Genomic DNA, 21,324 nt, shown 5'->3' with positions numbered 1-21,324 from the left:
GATCATAGTCAGTGAAGCCAGGCATTGGCATCATCGGAACGGGCATGGTCGGCCAGATGTGCCACCTCGCCAATTTCGCTGCCAATTCCGCCTGCCGCGTCGTCGCGATCGCCGATCTCCGGCCGGACCTCGCCGCCGCCGCGGCGCAGAAGTTCGGCATCCCCCGGGTTTACAGCACGCACCGGGAACTGCTCGCGGACAGTGCGGTGTCCGCCGTCGTCGTCGTGACGAAGCGTCGTGCCACCGGCCCGATCGTCCTGGACGCGTTGAACAGCGGACGGCACGTGCTGTCGGAAAAGCCGATGGCCTACACGACGGCCCAGGCCAGTTCGCTGGTCGAAGCCGCGCGGCGGCAAAACCTCGTCTACAGCATCGGCTACATGAAGCGTCACGATGCCGGCGTGGCGCGGGCGCTGCAGGTGCTGACGCGCCTGCGCGAAGACCAGTCGCTCGGACGCATTGTCCGGGCCGAGGGCTGGTGCTTCGGCGGCGACACCGGCCGGTCGCACGACAATTTCGTGATGACCGGCGAAGCGCGACCGGACGGGATTGAACTCTGGCAGGATGGCCCCGACTGGATGCCGCGCGCGGCGCGTCCCGGCTACGATAATTTTCTGAACGTCTTCAGCCATATCATCAACCTGGCGCGCTACCTGCTCGGTTCGTCGCCGACGGTCGCCGAAAGCGCGATCGAGGCTTCGGGTGCCGGGCGCATCACGCTCGACTTCGACGGCATCGCCTGCGCACTGGATCTCGTGAACGGCTCCGAAGGCAGCTGGCGCGAAGGGCTGACGATCGATTTCGAGCGCGGTGCGGTGACCCTGGAATTGCCGCCACCTTTCGCCGAGCAAGAGGCGGAGGTCATCGTCGATCACGATGGTCAGAGCACGCGGCTGACGGGCGAAAAGAGCTGGGCATTCCGGCGCCAGGCCGACGCCTTCGTTTCCGACGTCGCCGCGCGAGGCGTACCCTTGGCCTCCGGCGCGGATTCAGTGACCGACATCGCGCTTGCGGAGACCGTCTGGAAACAGCGGGCTAGCGGCTAGGCGCTGCATCCTTGCTTGCGCCCTCGAGCGGCAGGACGCCCGCGATGGGCCCAAGCTTGATCGTGACCTGCGCAAGTTGAGCCAGGAACTCTGCAACATCGCAGCGCGCCAGGAACCGGCACGCATAGTACTTCCGCACCAAGGTCTGGTTCGGTGCGGCTCCCGGGCCCGGCTGGAACGAGATCGTCGCCTGCGGCCCCGTCGGATCGAAATGATGGAATGCACTTCCCGGAGCGGTCCGCGCCTCGTCCATTCCCCGCAGGATGTCGGGCCGCTCGGCGCGCAGCGCAAATCCGAAGAACGGCTGATTGCCCCAGGCAAGTCGCAGCATGCCGGTGACCTCGGCGAGGCCGAACGGCACGTGCCGTGAGGGGTAGTCGAAAAAGCCGTCATCGAGCGCATAGACCGTCGCCGCGGGCTGGGCGCGGCCGGCAAGGTTGCGCGTCAGGGCCTCCTGCTTCAGCGTTCTCGCCTGCATGAAGACGTAGTCGCTCCACAGCATGCCGATCGACATGATCAGGCCCGATCCGAATATGGCTGCAAAGGCGATGCTGGGACTGGTCCAACGTTCGGCCAGCCGCTTGATTGCGAGAAACGCCAGCGCCGACGGCACACCCAACATCAGCAGATGACGGCTCTCGTAGAAATGCGTCGACGACGGCCGCAGGCCGGCGATCAGATAGGGTGACGACAATGCGAGGAACAAGACCAGGGCGAGCACGAACGGCAAGGCGATCGCGGTTCCGGACGTGGTCGGCTTCGGGTCGGCGCGCAGCAGCAGCAAGACGATGCCGACGAGCACCGCCGCCAAAATGAACAGCCCCGGGACGGCAATCGCCGCGCGCAACGCGTGGGCCAGGACGTCCCTGTAGCCGGTGATGAAGAATGCCAACCATCCCTTCGCCAACTCGCCGAGCGTCGGGAAATGGGCATCATAGTGCTGCGCGTACACGCCGATCCGCTTGAACCAGATATTGAGCGTGCCCCAATAGATCAGAGGAAGCAGGATCAATTCCGGATAGCCCAGGGCGCAGCGCCAGGATGCGAGCCATGTGCGGCGAACGAAACCGTCCGTCGCCTTCCCGTCCCGCCAAATCGCAACGAAGAGACCCAGCATCACGAAGGCATAGAGCACGATCGTCGAGTTGAGTGCGAAGCTCAGGAGGAACACGAGCGCACAGGCCACGCGAAGCAGCGTGCGCCGCAGACCGCGGGCACTGAAGGCCAGCGTCAACAGCCATGCGCCGAGGAACAGCAATCCGAAGCTGAAGACGTAGACCGCGTTCGCCTTGCCCGCCCAAAGCTGATAGCCGGGATAGGTCCAGACGATCAGCGCGAAACCGACCGCCTCGGCGCGGTCGAGCAGACCGAGACGTGTTGCGGTGAGGGCGAGCGATATAGCGCCGAAGACAATTCCAGCAATCGCCAGCGAGACCATCACGACAACCGGGGCGCCCGTCCAGTTCGCGAACGTGTCGTAGCTGTAAAAGATCGGATGACCGGCGCCGTTCAGCAGGAAATCGATGTTGATGAAATAGTCGGGACGCGGCTTGAGCACCAGCCAGTCGTCCATGAAGAGACCATCGTTCACGAGCATCGGCGCATGCGCAGCCAATAGCACGACGAGGAGGACGACTATCGCACGCAGCAATGGGGACATCTCGGACGGAGGAACGGCATCGCCGGCAGGATTCGCACGCCCACGTGACGTCCGCAAGGCGGGATGATGGGCTCCCTTGACCGGAAAAATGCGACCTTTTATAGACTTTTGCTCTGGCTGGGCCTCAGAGGCGTCCGGGACGATTTTCCGCAATGAACATGCTCCCGGGCCCGGCGCAAGCCGCTGCGATTGGTCTCAGTGTCGCGCTGCCGCTGCTGTTGCTGTGCTACGCGCGCATCGCCGCCACCGGCGGATCCGGCCGCCGCTTCCGGCTCGGCTGCATCAGCATCTTGGCCCTTTACGCGATCGCCTGTCTCGCGCTTCCCGGTCAACGCCATTATGACGACGTGCTTGGCGGCTTGTTCCTGCTCGCGACTGCGATGATGTTTTTCTACATCCTGTTCAGCCTGCTCGCCTGGGGCTTTACGCTGACGCTGCTCACGGCACTCGTTAAGGCCGGGCGTCCCCTCACCTGGGAGCAATGGGCCGTAGCCTACATGCAGGGCGGAGATCTCGGCACCTTCACGCACAACCGCCTGAAGCTCCTGGTCGGCGCGGGGATGTTGACCATTGCAGACGGCAGGCTGGCTCCGACGGCCAAGGGGGTGGCGGTCGCGCGTCTCGTCAAACTCGTTCGTCTGTCGACGGGCCTTGGGTAAGAGGCCGCGATGTCCTTCGTTGTCGGATTCCTCGCCGCCGTCAGCTTCGTCCTGCTGTCGCCTGCCTTGCAGCTCATGGCCCGCGCTCGCGGGTGGCCTGTTGGAGCCGTGACCCTGCTCGCGATCGCCGCGATCCTCACCCACGGTCTCGGCGTGATGCTCGGAATCCTCGTCGTCCCGGAATTCCAGTATTGGGACGCCGCGTCGATTTTCGGTTTTTTCGTCATGGGTTACGTGTTCGCTTTTGGCGCAGTGTACAAATCGGTTTCCCTGGAGATACTGCTCGGCATCGTCGACCGGCCCGAGCGGAAGGCTCCGCTTTCCGAAATCGTCGAACGGCAGGTTCCAGATCTGTTCCAGGGACGAATTGGGAACCTGGTCGACGGCGGCCTTGTCGAACCGGTGGATTCACACTTCGCGGCGACGGCGGCGGGCCGAAATATGGCAGGCCGCGTCGGACAGCTGCGCCGCGCCTTCGGTATCGGCGATACCAGTCTCTATGATTTTTCCGAATAGTTGCCGGGAACACACACATCGCCGGTTTCGTGCCGATTGTGCAGGGCATATCTGCGGGCCCCTTATTGTTCGGTCGGCGCAGATGACCTAGAGTTGCGCTGGGGTTCCACCAGTAAAGAGTGGCCGGCAACAGGCGGCATAAGATGACACCTTCCAGGGCGGCAAAGAGACTTACGATCGTCATCCCTGCACTGAACGAGCAGGACAAGATCGCCGACACCATTGACGGCGTGCTGCCGCTCGCCCGCGAGCTGCTCGACGATTTCGAGATCTTCCTGATCGACGACGGCAGCACCGACGCCACCGGCGCGATCATGGACGAGTTTGCGGCCGGCGAGCCGCGCATCGTCGTGCAACATAACGCCGAGCCGCGAGGTGTCGGTGCCGGCTTCGAATACGCGCTGTCGCGCGCGAAATTCGATGCCATCACGCTCATTCCCGGCGATCACGCCTTCCAGAACGAGGGTATTGCCCGGATGTTCAAGGCGGCGGGCGCCGCCGACCTCGTCATCACCTATCGCGACAACCAGTCGGACCGCTCGGTCAACCGCTCGCTGCAGTCGCATTCGCTGCGGTTCATCCTGAACTGCCTGTTCGGCTTCTGGCTGTCCGACTATCACAGCATGATCGTCTACCCCGTGAAATGGCTGCGCCAGATCGCGGTCAAGGCCGACGGCTACGGCTATCAGATCTGCGCGTTGATCTCCCTGCTCCAGCTCGGCCTCACCTATGTGCAGGTGCCCGTGAGCCTGAACGCGGAGCTGAAGGGCTCCTCCCGTGCGCTGCGGCTGCGCACCTATTTCGAGCTCGGCGGCACCATCGTCTCGCTGCTGCGCCGCGTTCCCATCCGGCACGTCGATCTCAGCCAGGTTCCTACCGACGCGGAACGGGCCCCGGCGCGCTAGTCGAGGGCCTCGTCGGGCTTTGCCTTGGGAAATCAAGCTGAAGGGCTGGCGCGCGGCGATTCGTCTGCGGGACGCCTTGTCCCTATCCTGCCAGCATCTCGCTTAAGTGATTGATTTGACTGGCAGGAGTGGCAGGGCTCGAACCTGCGACCCCCGGTTTTGGAGACCGGTGCTCTACCAATTGAGCTACACTCCTACGGACCCTGCGTCGCCCCAGGATCAGGGCCGCTTTCAAGCACAGAGAGCGGCCGGATTGCAAGAGCGAAGCGGGTGCCATGCGCGACTTCGCGCTAGGCCCCCCCATCTTTCAGCAGCCAGTTGCGGTAGATCTCCCCGTAGCGCACGCTCACCTTGTCCACCGGGGTTTGCGTCGCGTTATTGTCGATAGCAGCCTGCACCGCCGCCCCAACGATCCCCTGCCCGGTATAGAGCGCTGCGTTCAGCTCGGGATAGGCGACGATCAGCGCACCGGTTCGGGCATCGACGAGATTGGCGTCCGCGATCATGCCGCGATGGCCGCCGATCACGACACGCTGGATGGCTGACGGGAACAGCAAGCTCTTCACCCGGATGTCGAGCCGCACCGGCCGCGTGCCCGCCAGCCGAGCGGCCAAGACCTGCTCGACGCCGGCCTTGATCCGCGGCGTCAGCAGGCCTTGAACGAAAGCCTTTACCTCCGGAGCGTCGGCCATTGTTGCCGCCTGCTCCAGGCTGACCGCCTTCGAGTCCGCATAGGCGCGGAGACCGTCCTCCCACTGTATGCGTGCGTCGGGTGCAAAACTGACCGCAACGCCGGTCAGCTTCATGCCGGCTATGTCGCTCTGCGACAGCGAATTATTGGCGGCGGTTACGCAGCCCGCAAGCGCAAGCATTCCGCCCAGCGCGACAGTCCGCGCCAGTCCCAGCAGCAATCTCAACAACGCCCCCTGTCCCCGTAACCCAATCTCAGCCCGGCCCAAAAATAGGGTGTTCCGCCCGCTGCTATCTACCCCGAATTGTATTGCCGTGCACAAGGCCGATGCCGAGCGTCCGCTGCAGATGTCACCGCGCCGAATGCATCTGTTCTTCACGGGGCTTCTGAGCCACACTTTTCCGGTCGACCAAAAACAAGAGTCCGGGAACCTCCATGAACGCCCAAGCCGCCACGAAAGCCGCCTCGACGCCGCTGACCCCGCCCTTGCCTGAGGCCCGCCCGGAGACGCTCGGGCTGTCGCGGCTGCGCCTCCAGGCCATGTCGGACGCCTTCAGGCGCGAGATCGACAAGGGAACCGTTCCCGGCCTCACCGTGCTGGTCGCGAGGCGCGGCCAGGTCGGTTGGTTCGAGGCGCTCGGCCGACAGAGCCCGGCGGCTGCGGCGCCGATGGCGCGGGATTCGATCTTCCGGATCTTCTCGATGACCAAGCCGATCGTCTCGGTCGCCATCATGGCGCTGGTCGAGGACGGCCACCTCCTGCTCAGCGACGCCGTCGCAAAGTTCATCCCGGAATTTGCCAGCCAGCAGGTCGGCATCGTCAAGGACGGCAAGCTGGAGCTGGTGCCGCCGGCGCGACCGATGACCGTGCAGGACCTGCTTCGCCACACCTCGGGCCTGACCTACGAGCACCAGGGCGACGGCCCCGTGCACAAGCTCTACCAGGAGTCCCGCGTCCGCAGCCGCAAGATCACCAACGCCGAGCACGCCGCCCTGGTGGCGAGCTTCCCGCTGGTCTGCCAGCCCGGCGCGGAATTCAACTACAGCCGCTCCACCGACATCCTCGGCCGCATCGTCGAGGTCGTCAGCGGCAAGTCGCTCGGCACGTTCCTCACCGAACGCGTGCTCGCGCCGCTGCAGATGGCCGAGACCGGCTTCTCGACCTCCGAGGCCAATGCAGGCAGGCTCGCCGAGCCTTTCGCGGCCGATCCCTGGACCGGCGACAAGGTCGCGCTGTTCAACATGCACGAAGCGCCGGTGATGGAGTCCGGCGGCGGCGGCCTGGTCTCGACCACGATGGACTATGCCCGCTTCTGCCTGATGCTGCGCAACGGCGGCACGCTCGACGGCCACAGGATCATCGGCCGCAAGACGCTGGAGCTGATGGCGTCGGATCATCTCGGGCCGCAGGTTCAGACCAACGGCACCCTGCTCTCGCCCGGCCACGGTTTTGGTCTCGGCTTCGCGGTGCGCCGCGAGGCCGGTATCGCGCCCTTCCCCGGCAGCGTCGGCCAGTATTTCTGGAGCGGAATTGCCGGCACGTTCTTCTGGATCGATCCGAAGGAGGATCTGTTCGCGGTGTTCATGAGCCAGGGCCCGGGCCAGCGCGACTTTACGCGCACGCTGGTGCGGGATCTGGTTTACGCGGCGGTGGAGTAATCTCCGCTCTCGTGCCCCGGCTCAGCAACGCAGCGCGTAGCGGTGCGTTGCTGAGCCGGGGCCCACGTCCCGCGATCTCGTTCTTGGCTTTCTGGGTCCCGGCTCTGCGGAGCAGCACTTCGTGCTGCGCCGCGTCCGGGACACGAGAAACTCAGCGCGTCGTCAACCTCAGCTGATCGTCGCGCCGCCGTCGATCACCATGGTCTGGCCGGTCATGAAGTCGCCGGCCCTGGACCCCAGGAACACCGCGGCGCCCGCGATCTCGTCGGGGATGCCGATGCGCAGGAGCGGCGAGCGCGCGGTCGAGGCCTTCAGGTTCTCCGGGTTGTCCCACAGCGCCTTGGCAAAATCGGTCTTGATCAGGCCGGGCGCGATGCAGTTCACGCGGATGTTGTCCTTGCCGTATTCGCAGGCGAGGTTGCGCGCGAGCTGCATGTCGGCGGCCTTCGAGATGGCGTAGGCACCGAGGATGGTCGAGCCTTTCAACCCGCCGATCGAGGAGACGATGATGATGGAGCCGTCCTTGCGCTCGATCATCTGCGGCACCACCATCGAGATCAGCCAGTTGTTGGCGACGATGTTGTTGTCGAGGATCTTCCTGAACTGATCGTCGGAGATGCCGGCGAGCGGACCATAATACGGGTTCGAGGCGGCGTTGCAGACCAGCACGTCGATTTTGCCGAAGGCGCGGTTGCTCTCATCGACGAGGTTTTGCAGATTCTCTTTCGATGAGATGTTGGCGGCAACCGCGACCGCGGTGCCCTTGCCGAACCTGTCGTTGATGCCCTTGGCCACCTGCTCGCAGACATCGGCCTTGCGCGATGAGATCACGACCTTGGCGCCGTGCTCGGCCATGCGCTCGGCGATCGCAAGCCCGATGCCGCGCGTCGAGCCGGTAATGACGGCGACTTTCCCCTTCATGTCGAACAAGGTCATGTTTCTCTCCCAGATTGATCTTGGTATTCACGTCGAGATTCCGGGCCTGGTCCTTCGGACCATCCCGGAATGACGCCTTACTCAGGCGAGCTTCTTGACTTCCGGTCCCGCGGGCTGATGCATCGCCGCATGCGCGGCATCCGCGATCCACGGCTGCTGGTTCACCATCGGCAGCCGCCAGACCTTGCGCTCGGGAGTTGCGAAATAATCCAATCGCGTCACCGAGCAATTGTCGATGTCGAACGACAATCCCCGCTCCGGCTGGCCGTCGAGCGCGAGCCCCAGCGCCGCCTTGATGGTGCCGCCATGCGCGACCGCGATGATGTCCTGGCCTGCCGCCTCGGCGTTGATCCGCTCTATGGTGCGGCGCGTGCGGTTGTAGAGATCCATGAAGCTCTCGCCGCCGGGCGCGGGCTCGTTGATGTCGGCAAACCAGCTCGTGCCGACGGGGCGGCTGGCGATGAACTGGGCGCGGTTCATGCCCTGCCATCGGCCGAGATTTTGCTCGGCAAGGTCCGCTTCCCATTTCATCGACGCAGGCCTTGGGAAGCCGGCCGCCCAGATCGCTTCCGCGGTCTGGTGCGTGCGCACCAGATTGCTCGAATACCAGACCGCCGTGCGTGGCAGCACCTTGGCAACAGCGTTGAACACGTAGGTATCGCTGGTGTCGCAGGCGATGTCGCTTTGTCCGTAGATGTTGCCGCCGTCGTTGCGCACCGGCGCGTGACGGACCCACCACCACCGTGTCATGACCACATTGGGCTTGTCTGCGCCTGCCATCGAAACCCTTCCATCCCGTTTGATGTCGCTGTACGTCAGGTGTGAACGTGTCTCAAGACACTTTACCGTTTGAAATCTTGTTTGAAATTCCGTCGCGCGGCAAGCGTCGCGCGAGGCACCACAGGGAGAAACGCATGGGCCGCCTGCAAGGCAAATCCGTCATCATCACCGGCGCCGGCAGCGGCATCGGTCGCGCCGCCGCGCTGCTGTTCACCCGGGAAGGCGCTAAGCTGATCGCGGTCGATCGCACCGAGGCGGTGAAGGAGACCGTCGACGAGGTGAAGAAGGCCGGCGGCATCGCGGAAGCCATGATCGCCGACGCGGGCTCCGAGACGGACGTCATCGCCGTGATCGACAACGCGGTGAAGACCCATGGCCGGCTCGACGTGATCTGGGCCAATGCCGGCGTCAGCGGCGGCCTCGTCCCGCTCGGCGAGCAAACCGTCGAGCATTGGCAGGAGGTGTTGCGCGTCAATCTGATCGGGCCGTTCCTCGCGGTGAAGCATGCGATGCCGCATATGGTGAAGCAGCAGTCCGGCGCGATCGTGCTGACCGCGTCCGTCGCAGGCCTCAAGGCCGGCGCCAGCGGGCATCCCTATGCCGCGAGCAAGGCCGGCGTGATCAGCCTGGTGCAGACCACGGCGTATTCGCTCACCGGAACCGGCGTGCGCATCAACGCGGTGTGCCCGGGCCTGATCGAGACCGGCATGACAAAACCGATCTTCGACCGCGCCAAGGAGCGCGGCACCCAGGACAAGATCGGCCAGCTCAATCCGCTCAAGCGCCCCGGCCAACCGCACGAGCTCGCGGCGATGGGCCTGTTCCTGGCCAGCGACGAAGCCTCGTATGTGAACGGCCAGGCGTTCCCGGTCGACGGCGGCCTCACCGCGTCGATGCCGTATACGGGCAAGCCGGTTTAACTCTCGCGTGTCCCGGACGCGCTGCAACGCGAAGCGTTGCTGCGCAGAGCCGGGACCCAGCCGAGACCGCACGGCTCGCTGATGCATGGGCCCCGGCTCTGCAGCGCACCGCCGAAGAGGCGCTGCGCAGCGTCCGGGGCACGAGAGCAGCGTTTGGCGCGCAACTGCATCAACATCGTCATTGCGAGCGTAGCGAAGCAATCCAAACTGTCGCTGCGGAAGGACTCTGGATTGCTTCGCTGCGCTCGCAATGACGGCGAGTGAAGTAGCAACGCCCCCCACTCTCGTGTCCCGGACGCGCTGCAGCGTTCTTACGCTGCTGCGCAGAGCCGGGACCCAGGAAGCCGCAGCACGTGCTGATACATGAGCCCCGGCTCTGCAGCGCACCGCCGAAGAGGCGCTGCGCAGCGTCCGGGGCACGAGAGCTTGGTTCAACGATAGACATAGTTCGTCATCCTCGCGGCTCATCTCGTCCGAGCTTTGCTTCATCTCTTCACCCTCATAATTGAAAGAGGGCGCAGGGAAGACCGGGAGCCCGCTGGCACCCGAGGTCCACTGTGCGAAGTTGTAATAAGAAGTCTGCACAGCGGCATACAGGTGTAGCCAGGACATCCCGGCCTTCCCTGCGCAGTGGTTTTACGGCTTATGTCGTGCTCTCCCCGGGGAGCGTTGCACTATTGCCCCCGTCGCCTTGCGGATGGCTGACGTATGCGTCCGGTTGGACGACACCCATCACCGCAAGACTTGGCGCACAGACCCCGGGCGCCAGGACCACACGATTTTGCCGTACGCCGATCACACCGGTCGTATGCGCGAGGTCTTCGCTCACGGCTCTCCGCCCTGCGAAGCTTTTCGCGCCGATGCCACCTGCGTCCACCGCCGCCCGGCCCGCGTTCGTGACGATCGCGATACGCCCCTCTTCCTTGGGCCGGGTTGCGGCGACACATACGCCGTTTCCGAATTTCGGTAAAGTTGAATATTTTCGCCGCCATGCGTTGACCGATACCTTGGGTGTTTTGCCCGTCAGGCAACGCAAGGGATTGTGGCTCCCCTCGTCATTCCGGGGCGCGACGAAGGCGAGAACCCGGAATTCATTTCGCAGCGCGTGATGCGGACCGATGGATTCCGGGCTCGATGCTGCGCATCACCCCGGAATGACGGTTGCGATGTTGATTTGCCCGACGAGGCCTCACGTTGGTATGGTTCCTGCAAGCACTTCAGCCTCCATACTCCCTGACAGAACGAGACAATGCCAAGCCCAAGACCCGACCGTATTCGCAAACTCCTCGCCGACCTCGTCGGCTTCGACACCGTCAGCGACCGCACCAACCTGCCCCTGATTGCCCATATCGAAAGCTACCTCGCCGCGTTCGGCGTCAAGGGCGAGCGCATCGTCGACGTAACAGGGCAAAAGGCCTCGCTTTGGGTCACGATCGGCCCTGAAGATCGCCCCGGTTTCGTGCTGTCAGGCCATACCGACGTTGTGCCCGTCGTGGGGCAGGACTGGAGCCACGATCCCTTTAGGCTGCTCGAGCGCGACGGCAAGCTCTATGGCCGCGGCACCACCGACATGAAGGGCTTTGTCGCGGTGTGCCTTGCCATGGTGCCGGAGATGCTGGAAGCAAGGCTCGCAACGCCGATTCATCTCGCGATCTCCTATGACGAGGAAATCGGATGCGTCGGCGTGCGGCCGATGCTCGGCGAGGTCGCGAAGAAACGGATCATACCGCTCGGCGCCTTCATCGGCGAGCCGACCGAGATGAAGGTCATCATCGGCCACAAGGGCAAGCACGGCGTGCGCGCGACCTTTCACGGGCTCGCCAAGCACTCCTCGATCGCGCCCGACGGCGTCAACGCGATCGAATATGCCGCCGAGCTAATCGTCGAGATCCGCCGCCGCGCCGTGGCGCTCGCAGCCGTGCGAGCGAGCGACAGCCTCTACGACGTTCCCCACTCGACGCTGCTCACCAGCATCGTGCACGGCGGCGCCGCGCTGAACATCGTGCCCGATAGCTGCACGGTGGATTTCGAATGCCGCGGCATCGGCATCACCGAGTCCAGGGAGGTGACGGATGCGATCGTCGCCTGGGCCAGGGCCGAACTCGAACCGGCGATGAAGAAGCGGCATCCGGAGTGCGGCATCGATTTCGAGGAGATCCTCGACTACCCCGCCCTGGACACCGCCGCCGATGCCGCGATCGTCACGCTCGCCAAGAGTCTTGCCGGGCGCAACGACCACGCCAAGGTCGCCTTCGGCACCGAAGCGAGTTTGTTTGCCAGCATGGCCGACATCCCCTCGGTGGTGATCGGACCGGGCTCGATCGCGCAGGCGCACACGCCGGACGAGTTCGTCGAGATGGCGGAGCTGGAGAAATGCGCAGGCTTCGTGGAGAGGCTGATCGCGCATTGTGCGAAAGCCACGGCGTAGGTGCCGTAGGGTGGGCAAAGCGGAAGCGTGCCCACCACTCTGCCCGCGAACGCTGAAGGATGGTGGGCACAGCGCTACGCGCTTTTGCCCACCCTACGAAGACTGGATTTGCCCGCCTTCGCGGGGAATGGCAGCGGCTGTGTGGAAACACCGACGCGGCCCAAAGAAAAAAGGCGCGGCCACATCGGCCGCGCCTTCGTCATTTCTACACCGCGCCCGCCTTCTGCGCGTATTCCCATGAGGCCTGCGACAGCGGTACGGTGCGCTTGGCGGACTCCAGCGCCTTGGCGTTGGCGGCGGTGCCGTCGCGGACGCGGCCGGCGATGCCTTGCGTGATGCCGGCGAGACGGAACAGATTGTAGGCGAAGTACCAGTTGAGATCAGGCACCGTCATCTTGGTGACGTTGCAATAGATCTGCGCGGCTTCTTCCACGCTCGGGATGTTGAGCGCCTTGAGGTCCGCGCCCTGCAGGCCCGGCATGATCCACTGCATCAACAGGTAGGTGAAGTCGGCCATGGGATCGCCGAGCGTCGACAGCTCCCAGTCCAGCACGGCCTGCACGCGCGGTTCCGTCGCGTGGAAAATCATGTTGTCGAGACGATAGTCGCCGTGGACGATCGAGACGCGCGCCTGCTCCGGCACGGTCTTGGGCAGCCATTCGGCGACCTTCTCGAACTCGGGAATGTGCTGGGTCTCGGACGCCCGGTACTGCTTGGTCCAGCGGTCGATCTGGCGTGCAAAGTAATTACCGGGCTTGCCGAACTCGCCGAGCCCGATCGCCGTGGGATCGTACATATGGAGCTTCGCCAGCGTCTCGATCTTGCTGGTGAAGATCTTGCGCCGCGCGTCGCCATCCTGGCTCGGCAGCGTCGGATCCCAGAACACCCGGCCCTCCTCCATCGACATGATGTAGAAGGCCGCACCGATGACGCTGTCGTCCTGGCACAGCGCATAGGCGTGCGCGACCGGGAAACCCTGCTTGCCGAGCGCTGCGATCACGCGATATTCGCGATCGACCGCATGCGCCGAGGGCAGCAATTTGCCGAACGGCTTTCGGCGCATCACGTAGGAACGCTTCGGCGTGTTCAGCCGGTAGGTCGGATTGGACTGGCCGCCCTTGAACTGGAGCACGACCAGCGGTCCCTCATAGCCTTCGACGTTGTCGCGCATCCAGGCTTCCAGCCGCAGCTCGTCGAAGCGATGACGCTCCTCGACCGGCTTGGTGCCCGAGAACTCTTCGTCTTTCCTGACGCCGTCAGCCACGATGACGCTCCCTCTTCAGTCCTGACCATTTCAGGTCGAGCATGATCCTAATCGGTAACCGCTGACGCACTTGCGTCAAGCGGTCACCGCATCATGCCCTGTCGTTTCTTCAGATCGGGAGCGCCTCCCGGCTCTCCCTCCAGAGATTCCGTTCCGAAAAATCGGAACGGTATCCCTAGTTTCTTGTTTTGACGCGTTTTCTTAGCGCGAACCGGTGTCCACTTCGCTGGAAAACGCTCTCAATGATTGGGAGAATTTGCATACTTCCGAACCTCAAGTCTGGCAATGGCGCGATTGTGCACCTCGTCCGGACCGTCGGCGAGACGGAGCGTGCGGATGTGGGCGTAGTCCTTGGCGAGGCCCGCCTCGTCCGAGACACCGGCGCCGCCGAAAGCCTGGATCGCCTCGTCGATGATCTTCAGCGCCATGTTGGGCGCTGCGACCTTGATCATGGCGATCTCGGCCTGCGCGGTCTTGTTGCCGACCTTGTCCATCATGTCGGCAGCCTTGAGGCAGAGCAGGCGCGTCATCTCGATGTTGGTGCGGGCATCGCCGATGCGCTGCTCCCACACAGAGTGCTCGACGATCTTCTTGCCGAAGGCGCTGCGCGAGGACAGGCGCTTCACCATCTTCTCCAGCGCCTCCTCGGCCTTGCCGATGGTGCGCATGCAGTGATGGATACGGCCGGGGCCGAGTCGGCCCTGCGCGATCTCGAAGCCGCGGCCTTCGCCGAGCAGGATGTTCTCCTTCGGCACCCGGACGTTGTCGAGCAGCACCTGGGCGTGGCCGTGCGGGGCGTCGTCGAAGCCGAACACCGGCAGCATCTTCTCGACCTTGATGCCGGGGGTATCGAGCGGAACCAGGATCTGCGACTGCTGCTGATGCTTGGCCGCCTTGAAATCGGTCTTGCCCATCAGGATCGCGATCTTGCAGCGGGGATCGCCGACGCCGGACGACCACCATTTGCGGCCGTTGATGACGTAGTGGTCACCGTCGCGCTCGATGCGGGTCTCGATGTTGGTGGCGTCCGACGAGGCCACCGCAGGTTCCGTCATCAGGAAGGCGGAGCGGATCTCGCCGTCCATCAGCGGACGCAGCCATTTGCGCTTCTGCTCCTTCGAGCCGTAGCGGATGAACACTTCCATGTTGCCGGTGTCGGGCGCGGAACAGTTGAACACTTCCGAGGCCCAGCTGATGCGGCCCATCTCCTCCGACAGCAGCGCGTATTCGAGATTGGTCAATCCCGCGCCGCGGAATTCGTCGTCCTCATGCTCGCTCGGCGGCATGAACATGTTCCAGAGGCCTTCGGCCTTCGCCTTCTTCTTGAGGTCCTCGAGGATGGGGATCACCTTCCAGCGCTCGCCGGCGTGATCCTGCTGATCATAAATCGGCACCGCCGGGCGCACGTGCTTGGCCATGAAAGACCGCACGCGGTCGAGCCATTCCTTCTGCTTGGGGGACAGATCGAAATCCATGGGACGCTCCTCGTCTCTCTTTGCGAACCTGTTTGCTTCGCGAGCCTGTTTTGCGCCGGACCGTCCTCCCGCTGCGCGGCCCGCAAGCGCGCGGCTTGCGGGCGCTTCGGAACCGGCTTCGCGAGTTGCGAACGAGTCCCGATTGCGATTGACATCTCCGGCCTTCAAACGATAGTTTCATACAACTGTTTGAATTGCAACTCCCTCGCTCACGACGTCATTCCGGGGCGGCCCGCAGGGGCTGAACCCGGAATCTCGAAATGTGGGGCGAGATTCCGGGTTCTCGCTTCGCGAGCCCCGGAATGACGGGATGAAGGTCATGGCCAGCGATCATACGAGATCTGCCATTCTCGCCGCCGCCGAACGGCTCTATGCCGATCGCGGCTTTGGCGACGTGACGCTGCGCGACATCGTCGCGGAGGCGGGCGTCAACCTCGCCGCGGTGAACTATCATTTCGGCTCGAAGGACGAGCTGATCGCGGAATTGTTCGTCACCCGCTCGATCGCCACCAACCGCGAGCGCCTGCGCGAACTGAAGGCGGCAGAGGAAGAAGGCGGCGGCCGCGCGCCGATCGAGGTGATCTTGCATGCGCTGGTCGGACCGACGCTGCGCGGCTGCCTCGGCCCTGAGAACCAGCGCTCCACCGCGGCGCGCTTCATGATCCGCGCCTCGATCGAATCCGTGCCGCCGATCCGCCGCATCAAGAACCGCGAGATCGACCATTTGCGCAAATTCGCCGGCGCGATGCGCCGCGCCCTGCCCGACCGCAGCGACGTCGATATCTACTGGGGCCTCAACTTCGCGCTCGCGATGGCGCACCACACCATCCGCGAAAGCGAGCGGCTGACGAAACTGTCGGAAGGCAAATGCGACCTCGACGACGTCGAGGACGTGATCGCGCGCGTGGTCAGCGTGGCGACGATGGCGCTGACGGCGGGACGGAGCGAGGCAAAGGCGCCGTCGAGGGTGGCGGCGCGGTAGTCCATCACGCCATCGCGATGCAGTCGATCTCGACGTCGAAGGGACCGAACCATTCCGGCGTGCAGACGAAGATCCGCGCCGGCGGATCGATCGGGAAATAGCGCGCATAGATGGCGTTGAACGCGGCGAAATGTTTCGTCGAGGTGCAGTAGACGTTGCACTTCATGACGTTGTCGAGCGAGGCGCCGGCCGTCTGGAGGCACAGCTTCATCTGCTCCATGACGATCTCGCTCTGCCGCTCGATCGGCATTTGCGCGATCTCGCCCGTCTCCGGGTCGAACGGCGGCAGGCCGGCAACAAAGATCATGTTGCCGGCGCGCGTCACCGGCGAGACCGGTGCGTTGCGGCGGTCAAGAAAGGTCGAGATCGGTTCGACGCGGAGCGCTTCGCGTTTCATGGCAGCCACCTTCGGTTCGAGCGAAACCGACGCCTGACTACATTATCCTGCAGCCGGCATGCTTCGCTTTTCGTCGAAGAGTGGTTGTTGCGGCTCAGGCCCGCTGCGGCATCTCCTCGGCCTCTTCCTTGGCGAGCAGCAGCAGCATCTCGATGCCCATCTCGCCTTCCTGCGGCGAGCGGATGAACTTGATCTCCTCGGCACTCTGCCGCAGTGCGGCAATGATGGCGACGGCCTGATTGGCGGTGGCCGCCTCGGTCGCCAGAATTGCCTTCTGGTCCTTGGCCTGGAACCCGATCGTGTAGGACATCCATTTCCCTCCCGACATTACTGGAGAGATCGAATCAGAGTCGGGCGCAAAGCGGAAGCCTGTGCGACTACGGACCGGGATTATCTGGGGATGGCGGGCAAGCCTCAGGCAAGCCCCAGCATCGCGCGCGCGTCCGCGGCTGTCGCAACGCTCGCGCCCAGGCTTTTGAGGATGCCCGCGGCATGGGCGACCAGCTCGGCATTGGTCTTCGCCAGCACGCCCTTGGACATATAGAGATTGTCCTCCATGCCGACCCGGACATGGCCGCCGAGCAGATAGGCCTGCGCCACCATCGGGAATTCGGCGCGGCCGATGCCGAAGCCGGACCAGATCGCGCCCGGCGGCAGCAGGCTGCGGGCGTAGAACATGGTCTCGGGCGTCGCCGAGAAGCCGTATTTCACCCCGAGCACGAGCGAGAACAGGCCGGGTCCCTTCAGCGTGCCGTCGGCGAACAGGTCGCGCGCCAGATGGCAGTCGCCGCTATCGAACAGCTCGATCTCCGGCAGCACGCCGGCGGCCTTCATCCGCTCGGCCATGATGCGGACATTGCGCGGCGTGTTGATCACGACCTCGCCGCCGGAATTCATGGTGTTGAGGTCGAGCGTGCAGATGTCGGGCTTGAGCAGCTCGATATGCTCGACGCGCTTCTCAGGGACAAGCAGCGTGGTGCCGGGGCCGGCGACGCGGGGGTCTTCGACCGAGGGCACGAAGCGGCCGCCGGGGCCGGTCGTCAGGTTGATGACGAGCGAGGTGTTGCGGGCGCGGATGCGCGCCACCACGTCGCGGTAGAGATCGATCTCCATCGAGGGCCGCCCCGTCGCGGGATCGCGCACATGGATGTGGACGATGGCGGCAACCGGCCTCGGCGGCTTCCAGCGCGGAGGTCGCGATCTGCTCGGGGGTGATTGGCAGATACGGCGATTGCTCGGGTTTTGTGAGGTTGCCCGTGATGGCGCAGGTGATGATGGTTTTGCCTGATGTCATGGAATTCCTCCGCTTCGCAACTCAATGAGTTTAACTGAACGCGTTGCCGCAGAGTAGCTGCGCCCCCTCGCCCCGCTTGCGGGGAGAGGGTTGGGGTGAGGGGGACTCTCCGCAAGGACGGTGCGAGTTGGACTCGTGGAGAGTCCCCCTCACCCGGATTCGATCTCCGCTCGAATCCGGCCTCTCCCCGCACGCGGGGAGTGGCGAAGACAAGCCTAGATGATCCCCTGCTGCTTCAGCGTCTCGATCTTGCCGGCGTCATAGCCGAGCTTGCCGCCGAGCACCTCCTGCGTGTGCTCCCCTAACAGCGGCGGCGCGCGATATTCGGTGATGGGGGTGCCCGACAGGGTCAGCGCGTTGCGGATCAGCGAGAGCTCGGGCTCGAACTTGTGCTCGGTCTTCACCCGCATGCCGCGCGACTGGACGTGCGGATCGGAAAACACCTGCTCGAAATTGTTGATCGGGCCCGAGGGCACGCCGGCCTCCTCCAGCTTGTCCAGCCAGTAGGCCACCGGCTGCTTCAGGAACAGGCCGGCGAAGATCGCCATGATCTCCTTGCCGTGCACGACGCGGTCGTTGTTCTTGAGGAAGCGCGGATCGGTCGCCAGCTCCGGCGCGCCGAGCACGGCGCAGGTGCGCTGGAACTGGCCGTCATTGCCGACCACCAGCATCAGCTCGCCGTCGGTGCAGCGGAACACGCCGGCCGGCATGCCGCCATTGCCCCAGGTGCCGCGGCGCGGCGGCGTCTTGCCGTTCACGAGGTAGATCTGCAGCCAGTGCGACAGCGAGGCGATGACGGTGTCGAACAGGCAGACGTCGATATGCTGCCCCTCGCCGCCGTTGACGTCGCGATGATAGAGCGCCGAGAGAATCCCGATCGAGGTGTTCATGCCGGTCATGTAGTCGACGATCGACGGGCCGACCTTCATCGGGCCCTCGCCGGGCTCGCCGTCGATATGACCGGTGACGCTCATCAGGCCGCCCATCGCCTGCAGGATCGCGTCATAGCCGGCGCGCGGCGCATACGGTCCAGTCTGACCGAAGCCGGTCACCGAACAATAGATGATGCCGGGGTTGATCGCCTTGATCGTCTCGTAGTCGAGGCCGTAGCGCTTGAGATCGCCGACCTTGTAATTCTCCATGAAGACGTCGACGTCCTTGGCGAGCTCGCGGATGATCGCCTGCCCCTCGGGCTTGGCGATGTTGACGGTGACCGACTTCTTGTTGCGGTTGGCGCAGAGATAGAAGGAATTGTTGTTGTTGGCCTTGCCTTCCGGATCGGTCAGGTAAGGCGGGCCGAAGGCGCGCGCGTCGTCGCCGGTGCCCGGCCGCTCGATCTTGATCACCTCCGCGCCCAAATCGCCCAGCATCTGGGCCGACAAGGGTCCGGCAAGCACGCGCGTGAGGTCAAGGATCTTGATGCCTGAGAGCGGCAAGGCCGACATGTCGATTTCCTCCGGGGAACTGGATCTTGGCGCGGCGGCTCTGAGCGGCCGCGCTCCCCAGCGGATACACTATTTTGGCGCCTTGAGCACTGCACTGGCGGCATACGGCTATCCCCGGCTCCGGCAGCAAGCGAATTCCTGTCCGCAACTTTCCACGCCGCGAATATTGCCTGATCGGCTCAGGTCACGGCTGCCGCCGCAACCCGCGGCCGCCGCCGGCCGAGCAGGACCAGGATCAGCACCGTCGCGCAGGAGAACACCAGCGTGAGCCCAAGCGCGCCGCGGCTGCCGAATTGGGTGAGCAGGCCGACCAGAAGCGGCGGCGAGATCGCGGACGCCAGATTGAGCGGCAGCGCGATCATCGACATCGCCTTGGCGAACTCGGCCTGGTCGTAGAACACGAGCGGGATGGTCGCCCGCGCCACCGCCATGGCGCCGCTGCCGGCGCCATAGAGCAGGATGAAGACCGCCACCGCCCAGGTCGCGCCCTCGCTCAGCATCAGCAGCAGCATCGCGACGGGCAGTGCCGTGCCCGCGACGAGCCCGGTCGTGATCCCGTCCCACCGCCCGCCGCCGAGGAGATCGAGCCCGCGGGCGCTGACCTGGATCACGCCCAGCATCGAGCCGAACGCGAGGGCCTGCGCGGGCGTGAGCCCCTCCGCCCGCAACAGCTCGATCATGATGGCGCTGATGCCGAAATTGACGAAGGCGTTGAGCGTGATCGCGGCGACGACGAGGCCGAACGTGCTCCTCGGAATCGCGGGCACATCGGCAGACCTGGCCAGCGTGCCGCCATCGTCCTTCGCAAGTCTCCGACGCGGCGCCACGAATGCATAGAGCGGAAGCGACACGAGGGTCAGCATGGCCGCGTAAACCAGGCACGTCCCCCGCCAGCCGAGGTGCCCGCTGAGGAACGAGGTCGTCGGCCAGAAGATGCTGCTGGACAGGCCCGTCACCAGCATCAAGGCCCCGATCGCGTTCTTGGCCTGCCGCCCCGCGACCTCGTTCAGCATGATATAGGCGCCGGTCGACAGCGTGGCGCTGCCGGCGATACCGAGGACGATCCAGGCGGCGAAATAGAGCATCGGCTCGCGCGCGAGGGACAGCAGCACGAAGCCCGGCGCGGTGACGACCGTGCCGACCATCATGACCGTCCGCGCGCCATGCCGCGCAAACGATCTGGCGAGCCACGGCGCGCACAGCCCCATCGAGACGTAGAGAACGGATGTCCCGGCGAACACCGCCGGCAGGCTCATGCCGAGATCGGCGGCGAGATCGCGCCCGACGATGGCAGGAAGCCCGATCGTGCCCCATCCGACCAGCTGCGTGATGGCGAGCACCAGCAGGACGCCGATCAGCCTGCTGTCAGATTTCAAGAAGCGCATTCCAAACGTTCACCTGCCCGCCGGGCGCAGATCGCGCCGACACAGCCAGTCTTAGCTGGAGACTCAGTTCACGGGCATGCCGGTTCCGAATGGCACCGCGGCGCCAGCCGCAGAGCGGCGCACGACCTCATTCCGGCGGATTGAACGTCCGCATGAAATACACGGGCTCGCTGCCCTTCTTCAGGCGGTAGAGTTGCGCCGGACGGTTGGGACCGCGCCGCATCTTCGCGACCGGCTCGATCATGTCGGCCGACAGGATCCGGGTCCGGAACGCGCTTTTCTCGAGCGGGCGGTCGAGCACGATCTCATAGACCCGCTGCAGATCCGGCAGCGTGAATTCCGCCGGCATCAGATAGGCCGGCAGCGAGGTGTACTCCACCTTGTTGCGCAGGCGCTGGATCGCGGTCGCCAGGATGTCGCCGTGATCGAAGGCGAGCTTGTCCTTGAGCCTTCCGCCTCGAATCGGAAACCACCGCGCATCGTTCGCCAGCACGCTTGCGTCCGCCGGGATCAGCGCGAAATAGGCGTGCGTCGCCGACCAGCCCCGCGGATCGCGCGTCGCGCTTCCCCAGCTTCCGAGTTGCTCCAGATAAGGGCTGGTGACCCCGGTCTTCTCCCTCAGCTTGCGGGCGGCGCAAGCCGCGAGGTCGCGGTCCTTCGTGACGTCCACGAAGCCGCCCGGCAGCGCCAAGCTGTGCGGAAACGGCTCGCCCTCGCCGGCCGGGCGCTGCATCAGCAGCACCTGAAGGCTGTCGTCGAGGATCGTAAAGATCACGACATCGACCGTGGTCAGGGGTCGTGGGAAGTCCAATTGCCCCGATTTACCAGACCCTTCAGCCCGACCTTCGCCCGCCATCGGCAGCCTCCCCCTGTTCGGACTTG

The 21,324-nt window shown here is 64.6% G+C and carries 19 protein-coding genes, 1 tRNA gene and 1 pseudogene; 8 read left to right on the top strand and 13 right to left on the bottom strand.

Annotation, left to right across the window (positions count from 1 at the left end):
• The first annotated feature begins 11 nt into the window (after positions 1–11).
• Positions 12–1,046 (top strand): Gfo/Idh/MocA family protein, encoded by a 1,035-nt coding sequence (locus tag GDN70_RS16335; protein WP_028141036.1) that lies wholly within the window; start codon positions 12–14, stop codon positions 1,044–1,046.
• On the opposite strand, the gene GDN70_RS16330 is transcribed toward GDN70_RS16335, so the two are convergent.
• Positions 1,036–2,706 (bottom strand): hypothetical protein, encoded by a 1,671-nt coding sequence (locus GDN70_RS16330; RefSeq protein WP_152102785.1) that lies wholly within the window; start codon positions 2,704–2,706, stop codon positions 1,036–1,038. The two genes, GDN70_RS16335 and GDN70_RS16330, sit on opposite strands and share 11 nt — an antisense overlap.
• A gap of 152 nt (positions 2,707–2,858) precedes the next feature.
• On the opposite strand from GDN70_RS16330, the gene GDN70_RS16325 reads away from it, so the two are divergent.
• The 3 genes from GDN70_RS16325 to GDN70_RS16315 all read left to right on the top strand — a co-directional run bounded on the left by GDN70_RS16325 (position 2,859) and on the right by GDN70_RS16315 (position 4,786).
• Positions 2,859–3,365 (top strand): hypothetical protein, encoded by a 507-nt coding sequence (locus GDN70_RS16325; RefSeq protein ID WP_028141038.1) that lies wholly within the window; start codon positions 2,859–2,861, stop codon positions 3,363–3,365.
• 9 nt (positions 3,366–3,374) lie between these two features.
• Complete coding sequence (locus GDN70_RS16320) at positions 3,375–3,881, top strand: hypothetical protein (RefSeq protein WP_152102784.1); 507 nt, start codon at positions 3,375–3,377, stop codon at positions 3,879–3,881.
• A gap of 143 nt (positions 3,882–4,024) precedes the next feature.
• A complete protein-coding gene (locus GDN70_RS16315; protein WP_038950191.1) occupies positions 4,025–4,786 on the top strand; it encodes a glycosyltransferase family 2 protein in 762 nt (253 codons plus the stop codon).
• 120 nt (positions 4,787–4,906) lie between these two features.
• Here GDN70_RS16315 and GDN70_RS16310 read toward each other — a convergent pair.
• Together GDN70_RS16310 and GDN70_RS16305 are read right to left on the bottom strand one after the other, a co-directional pair.
• A tRNA-Trp gene (locus tag GDN70_RS16310) sits at positions 4,907–4,982 on the bottom strand.
• 94 nt (positions 4,983–5,076) lie between these two features.
• The gene (locus GDN70_RS16305) at positions 5,077–5,703 is read right to left on the bottom strand and encodes a hypothetical protein (protein WP_152102783.1); all 627 of its coding nucleotides are present in this window, start codon (positions 5,701–5,703) and stop codon (positions 5,077–5,079) included.
• Positions 5,704–5,912: 209 nt separating this feature from the next.
• Between GDN70_RS16305 and GDN70_RS16300 the strand changes: the two genes are divergently transcribed.
• Positions 5,913–7,136, top strand: coding sequence for a serine hydrolase (locus tag GDN70_RS16300; RefSeq protein WP_152102782.1), 1,224 nt, complete (start codon positions 5,913–5,915; stop codon positions 7,134–7,136).
• Between the two features lie 168 nt (positions 7,137–7,304).
• Here the strand turns inward: GDN70_RS16300 and GDN70_RS16295 are convergent, their stop codons facing one another.
• Both GDN70_RS16295 and GDN70_RS16290 read right to left on the bottom strand, forming a co-directional pair.
• Entirely contained in the window at positions 7,305–8,072 is a 768-nt protein-coding gene (locus GDN70_RS16295; RefSeq protein WP_028141043.1) for an SDR family NAD(P)-dependent oxidoreductase, read from the bottom strand.
• Positions 8,073–8,153: 81 nt separating this feature from the next.
• The gene (locus tag GDN70_RS16290; RefSeq protein ID WP_028141044.1) at positions 8,154–8,852 is read right to left on the bottom strand and encodes a histidine phosphatase family protein; all 699 of its coding nucleotides are present in this window, start codon (positions 8,850–8,852) and stop codon (positions 8,154–8,156) included.
• A gap of 134 nt (positions 8,853–8,986) precedes the next feature.
• On the opposite strand from GDN70_RS16290, the gene GDN70_RS16285 reads away from it, so the two are divergent.
• Both GDN70_RS16285 and argE read left to right on the top strand, forming a co-directional pair.
• Entirely contained in the window at positions 8,987–9,772 is a 786-nt protein-coding gene (locus GDN70_RS16285; RefSeq protein WP_028141045.1) for an SDR family NAD(P)-dependent oxidoreductase, read from the top strand.
• A 1,249-nt stretch (positions 9,773–11,021) separates the two neighbouring features.
• Positions 11,022–12,200 carry an acetylornithine deacetylase gene (argE, locus tag GDN70_RS16270; RefSeq protein WP_152102781.1) on the top strand — a complete coding sequence of 393 codons (1,179 nt, stop codon included), beginning with the start codon at positions 11,022–11,024 and terminating at the stop codon, positions 12,198–12,200.
• 205 nt (positions 12,201–12,405) lie between these two features.
• Here argE and GDN70_RS16265 read toward each other — a convergent pair whose 3' ends face one another.
• Positions 12,406–13,464, bottom strand: coding sequence for a phosphotransferase family protein (locus tag GDN70_RS16265; RefSeq protein WP_152102780.1), 1,059 nt, complete (start codon positions 13,462–13,464; stop codon positions 12,406–12,408).
• Between the two features lie 239 nt (positions 13,465–13,703).
• A complete protein-coding gene (locus tag GDN70_RS16260) occupies positions 13,704–14,939 on the bottom strand; it encodes an acyl-CoA dehydrogenase family protein (RefSeq protein WP_038950481.1) in 1,236 nt (411 codons plus the stop codon).
• A gap of 319 nt (positions 14,940–15,258) precedes the next feature.
• Between GDN70_RS16260 and GDN70_RS16255 the strand changes: the two genes are divergently transcribed.
• Positions 15,259–15,921 carry a TetR/AcrR family transcriptional regulator gene (locus tag GDN70_RS16255; RefSeq protein ID WP_028141049.1) on the top strand — a complete coding sequence of 221 codons (663 nt, stop codon included), beginning with the start codon at positions 15,259–15,261 and terminating at the stop codon, positions 15,919–15,921.
• A 4-nt stretch (positions 15,922–15,925) separates the two neighbouring features.
• Here the strand turns inward: GDN70_RS16255 and GDN70_RS16250 are convergent, their stop codons facing one another.
• The 6 genes and pseudogenes from GDN70_RS16250 to GDN70_RS16225 form a co-directional block, all read right to left on the bottom strand.
• Positions 15,926–16,318 carry a RidA family protein gene (locus GDN70_RS16250; protein WP_028141050.1) on the bottom strand — a complete coding sequence of 131 codons (393 nt, stop codon included), beginning with the start codon at positions 16,316–16,318 and terminating at the stop codon, positions 15,926–15,928.
• Positions 16,319–16,412: 94 nt separating this feature from the next.
• On the bottom strand, positions 16,413–16,628 hold the full coding sequence (locus GDN70_RS16245; RefSeq protein WP_028141051.1) for a hypothetical protein: 216 nt from the start codon (positions 16,626–16,628) through the stop codon (positions 16,413–16,415).
• Positions 16,629–16,732: 104 nt separating this feature from the next.
• Positions 16,733–17,612 (bottom strand): annotated as a pseudogene (locus tag GDN70_RS16240) (3-keto-5-aminohexanoate cleavage protein).
• Positions 17,613–17,827: 215 nt separating this feature from the next.
• Entirely contained in the window at positions 17,828–19,057 is a 1,230-nt protein-coding gene (locus GDN70_RS16235) for a CaiB/BaiF CoA-transferase family protein (RefSeq protein WP_038972344.1), read from the bottom strand.
• Positions 19,058–19,236: 179 nt separating this feature from the next.
• On the bottom strand, positions 19,237–20,442 hold the full coding sequence (locus GDN70_RS16230) for an MFS transporter (protein WP_152102779.1): 1,206 nt from the start codon (positions 20,440–20,442) through the stop codon (positions 19,237–19,239).
• 127 nt (positions 20,443–20,569) lie between these two features.
• Entirely contained in the window at positions 20,570–21,298 is a 729-nt protein-coding gene (locus tag GDN70_RS16225) for an NUDIX domain-containing protein (protein WP_038972346.1), read from the bottom strand.
• Between the last annotated feature and the right edge of the window lie 26 nt (positions 21,299–21,324).

Origin of the sequence: Bradyrhizobium sp. TM102 (genome assembly GCF_009176685.1) — a bacterium.
Classification (GTDB): Bacteria; Pseudomonadota; Alphaproteobacteria; order Rhizobiales; family Xanthobacteraceae; genus Bradyrhizobium; species Bradyrhizobium ottawaense.
This window is presented reverse-complemented; position numbering and strand designations above follow the sequence as displayed.

Coding starts and splice junctions, on each gene's coding strand:
- GDN70_RS16290 (WP_028141044.1), bottom strand. CDS start 8,852: ATGGCAGGCGCAGACAAGCCCAATGTGGTCATGACACGGTGGTGGTGG.
- argE (WP_152102781.1), top strand. CDS start 11,022: ATGCCAAGCCCAAGACCCGACCGTATTCGCAAACTCCTCGCCGACCTC.
- GDN70_RS16320 (WP_152102784.1), top strand. CDS start 3,375: ATGTCCTTCGTTGTCGGATTCCTCGCCGCCGTCAGCTTCGTCCTGCTG.
- GDN70_RS16245 (WP_028141051.1), bottom strand. CDS start 16,628: ATGTCCTACACGATCGGGTTCCAGGCCAAGGACCAGAAGGCAATTCTG.
- GDN70_RS16230 (WP_152102779.1), bottom strand. CDS start 20,442: ATGCGCTTCTTGAAATCTGACAGCAGGCTGATCGGCGTCCTGCTGGTG.
- GDN70_RS16330 (WP_152102785.1), bottom strand. CDS start 2,706: ATGTCCCCATTGCTGCGTGCGATAGTCGTCCTCCTCGTCGTGCTATTG.
- GDN70_RS16300 (WP_152102782.1), top strand. CDS start 5,913: ATGAACGCCCAAGCCGCCACGAAAGCCGCCTCGACGCCGCTGACCCCG.
- GDN70_RS16225 (WP_038972346.1), bottom strand. CDS start 21,298: ATGGCGGGCGAAGGTCGGGCTGAAGGGTCTGGTAAATCGGGGCAATTG.
- GDN70_RS16250 (WP_028141050.1), bottom strand. CDS start 16,318: ATGAAACGCGAAGCGCTCCGCGTCGAACCGATCTCGACCTTTCTTGAC.
- GDN70_RS16285 (WP_028141045.1), top strand. CDS start 8,987: ATGGGCCGCCTGCAAGGCAAATCCGTCATCATCACCGGCGCCGGCAGC.
- GDN70_RS16255 (WP_028141049.1), top strand. CDS start 15,259: ATGGCCAGCGATCATACGAGATCTGCCATTCTCGCCGCCGCCGAACGG.
- GDN70_RS16235 (WP_038972344.1), bottom strand. CDS start 19,057: ATGTCGGCCTTGCCGCTCTCAGGCATCAAGATCCTTGACCTCACGCGC.
- GDN70_RS16315 (WP_038950191.1), top strand. CDS start 4,025: ATGACACCTTCCAGGGCGGCAAAGAGACTTACGATCGTCATCCCTGCA.
- GDN70_RS16325 (WP_028141038.1), top strand. CDS start 2,859: ATGAACATGCTCCCGGGCCCGGCGCAAGCCGCTGCGATTGGTCTCAGT.
- GDN70_RS16260 (WP_038950481.1), bottom strand. CDS start 14,939: ATGGATTTCGATCTGTCCCCCAAGCAGAAGGAATGGCTCGACCGCGTG.
- GDN70_RS16295 (WP_028141043.1), bottom strand. CDS start 8,072: ATGACCTTGTTCGACATGAAGGGGAAAGTCGCCGTCATTACCGGCTCG.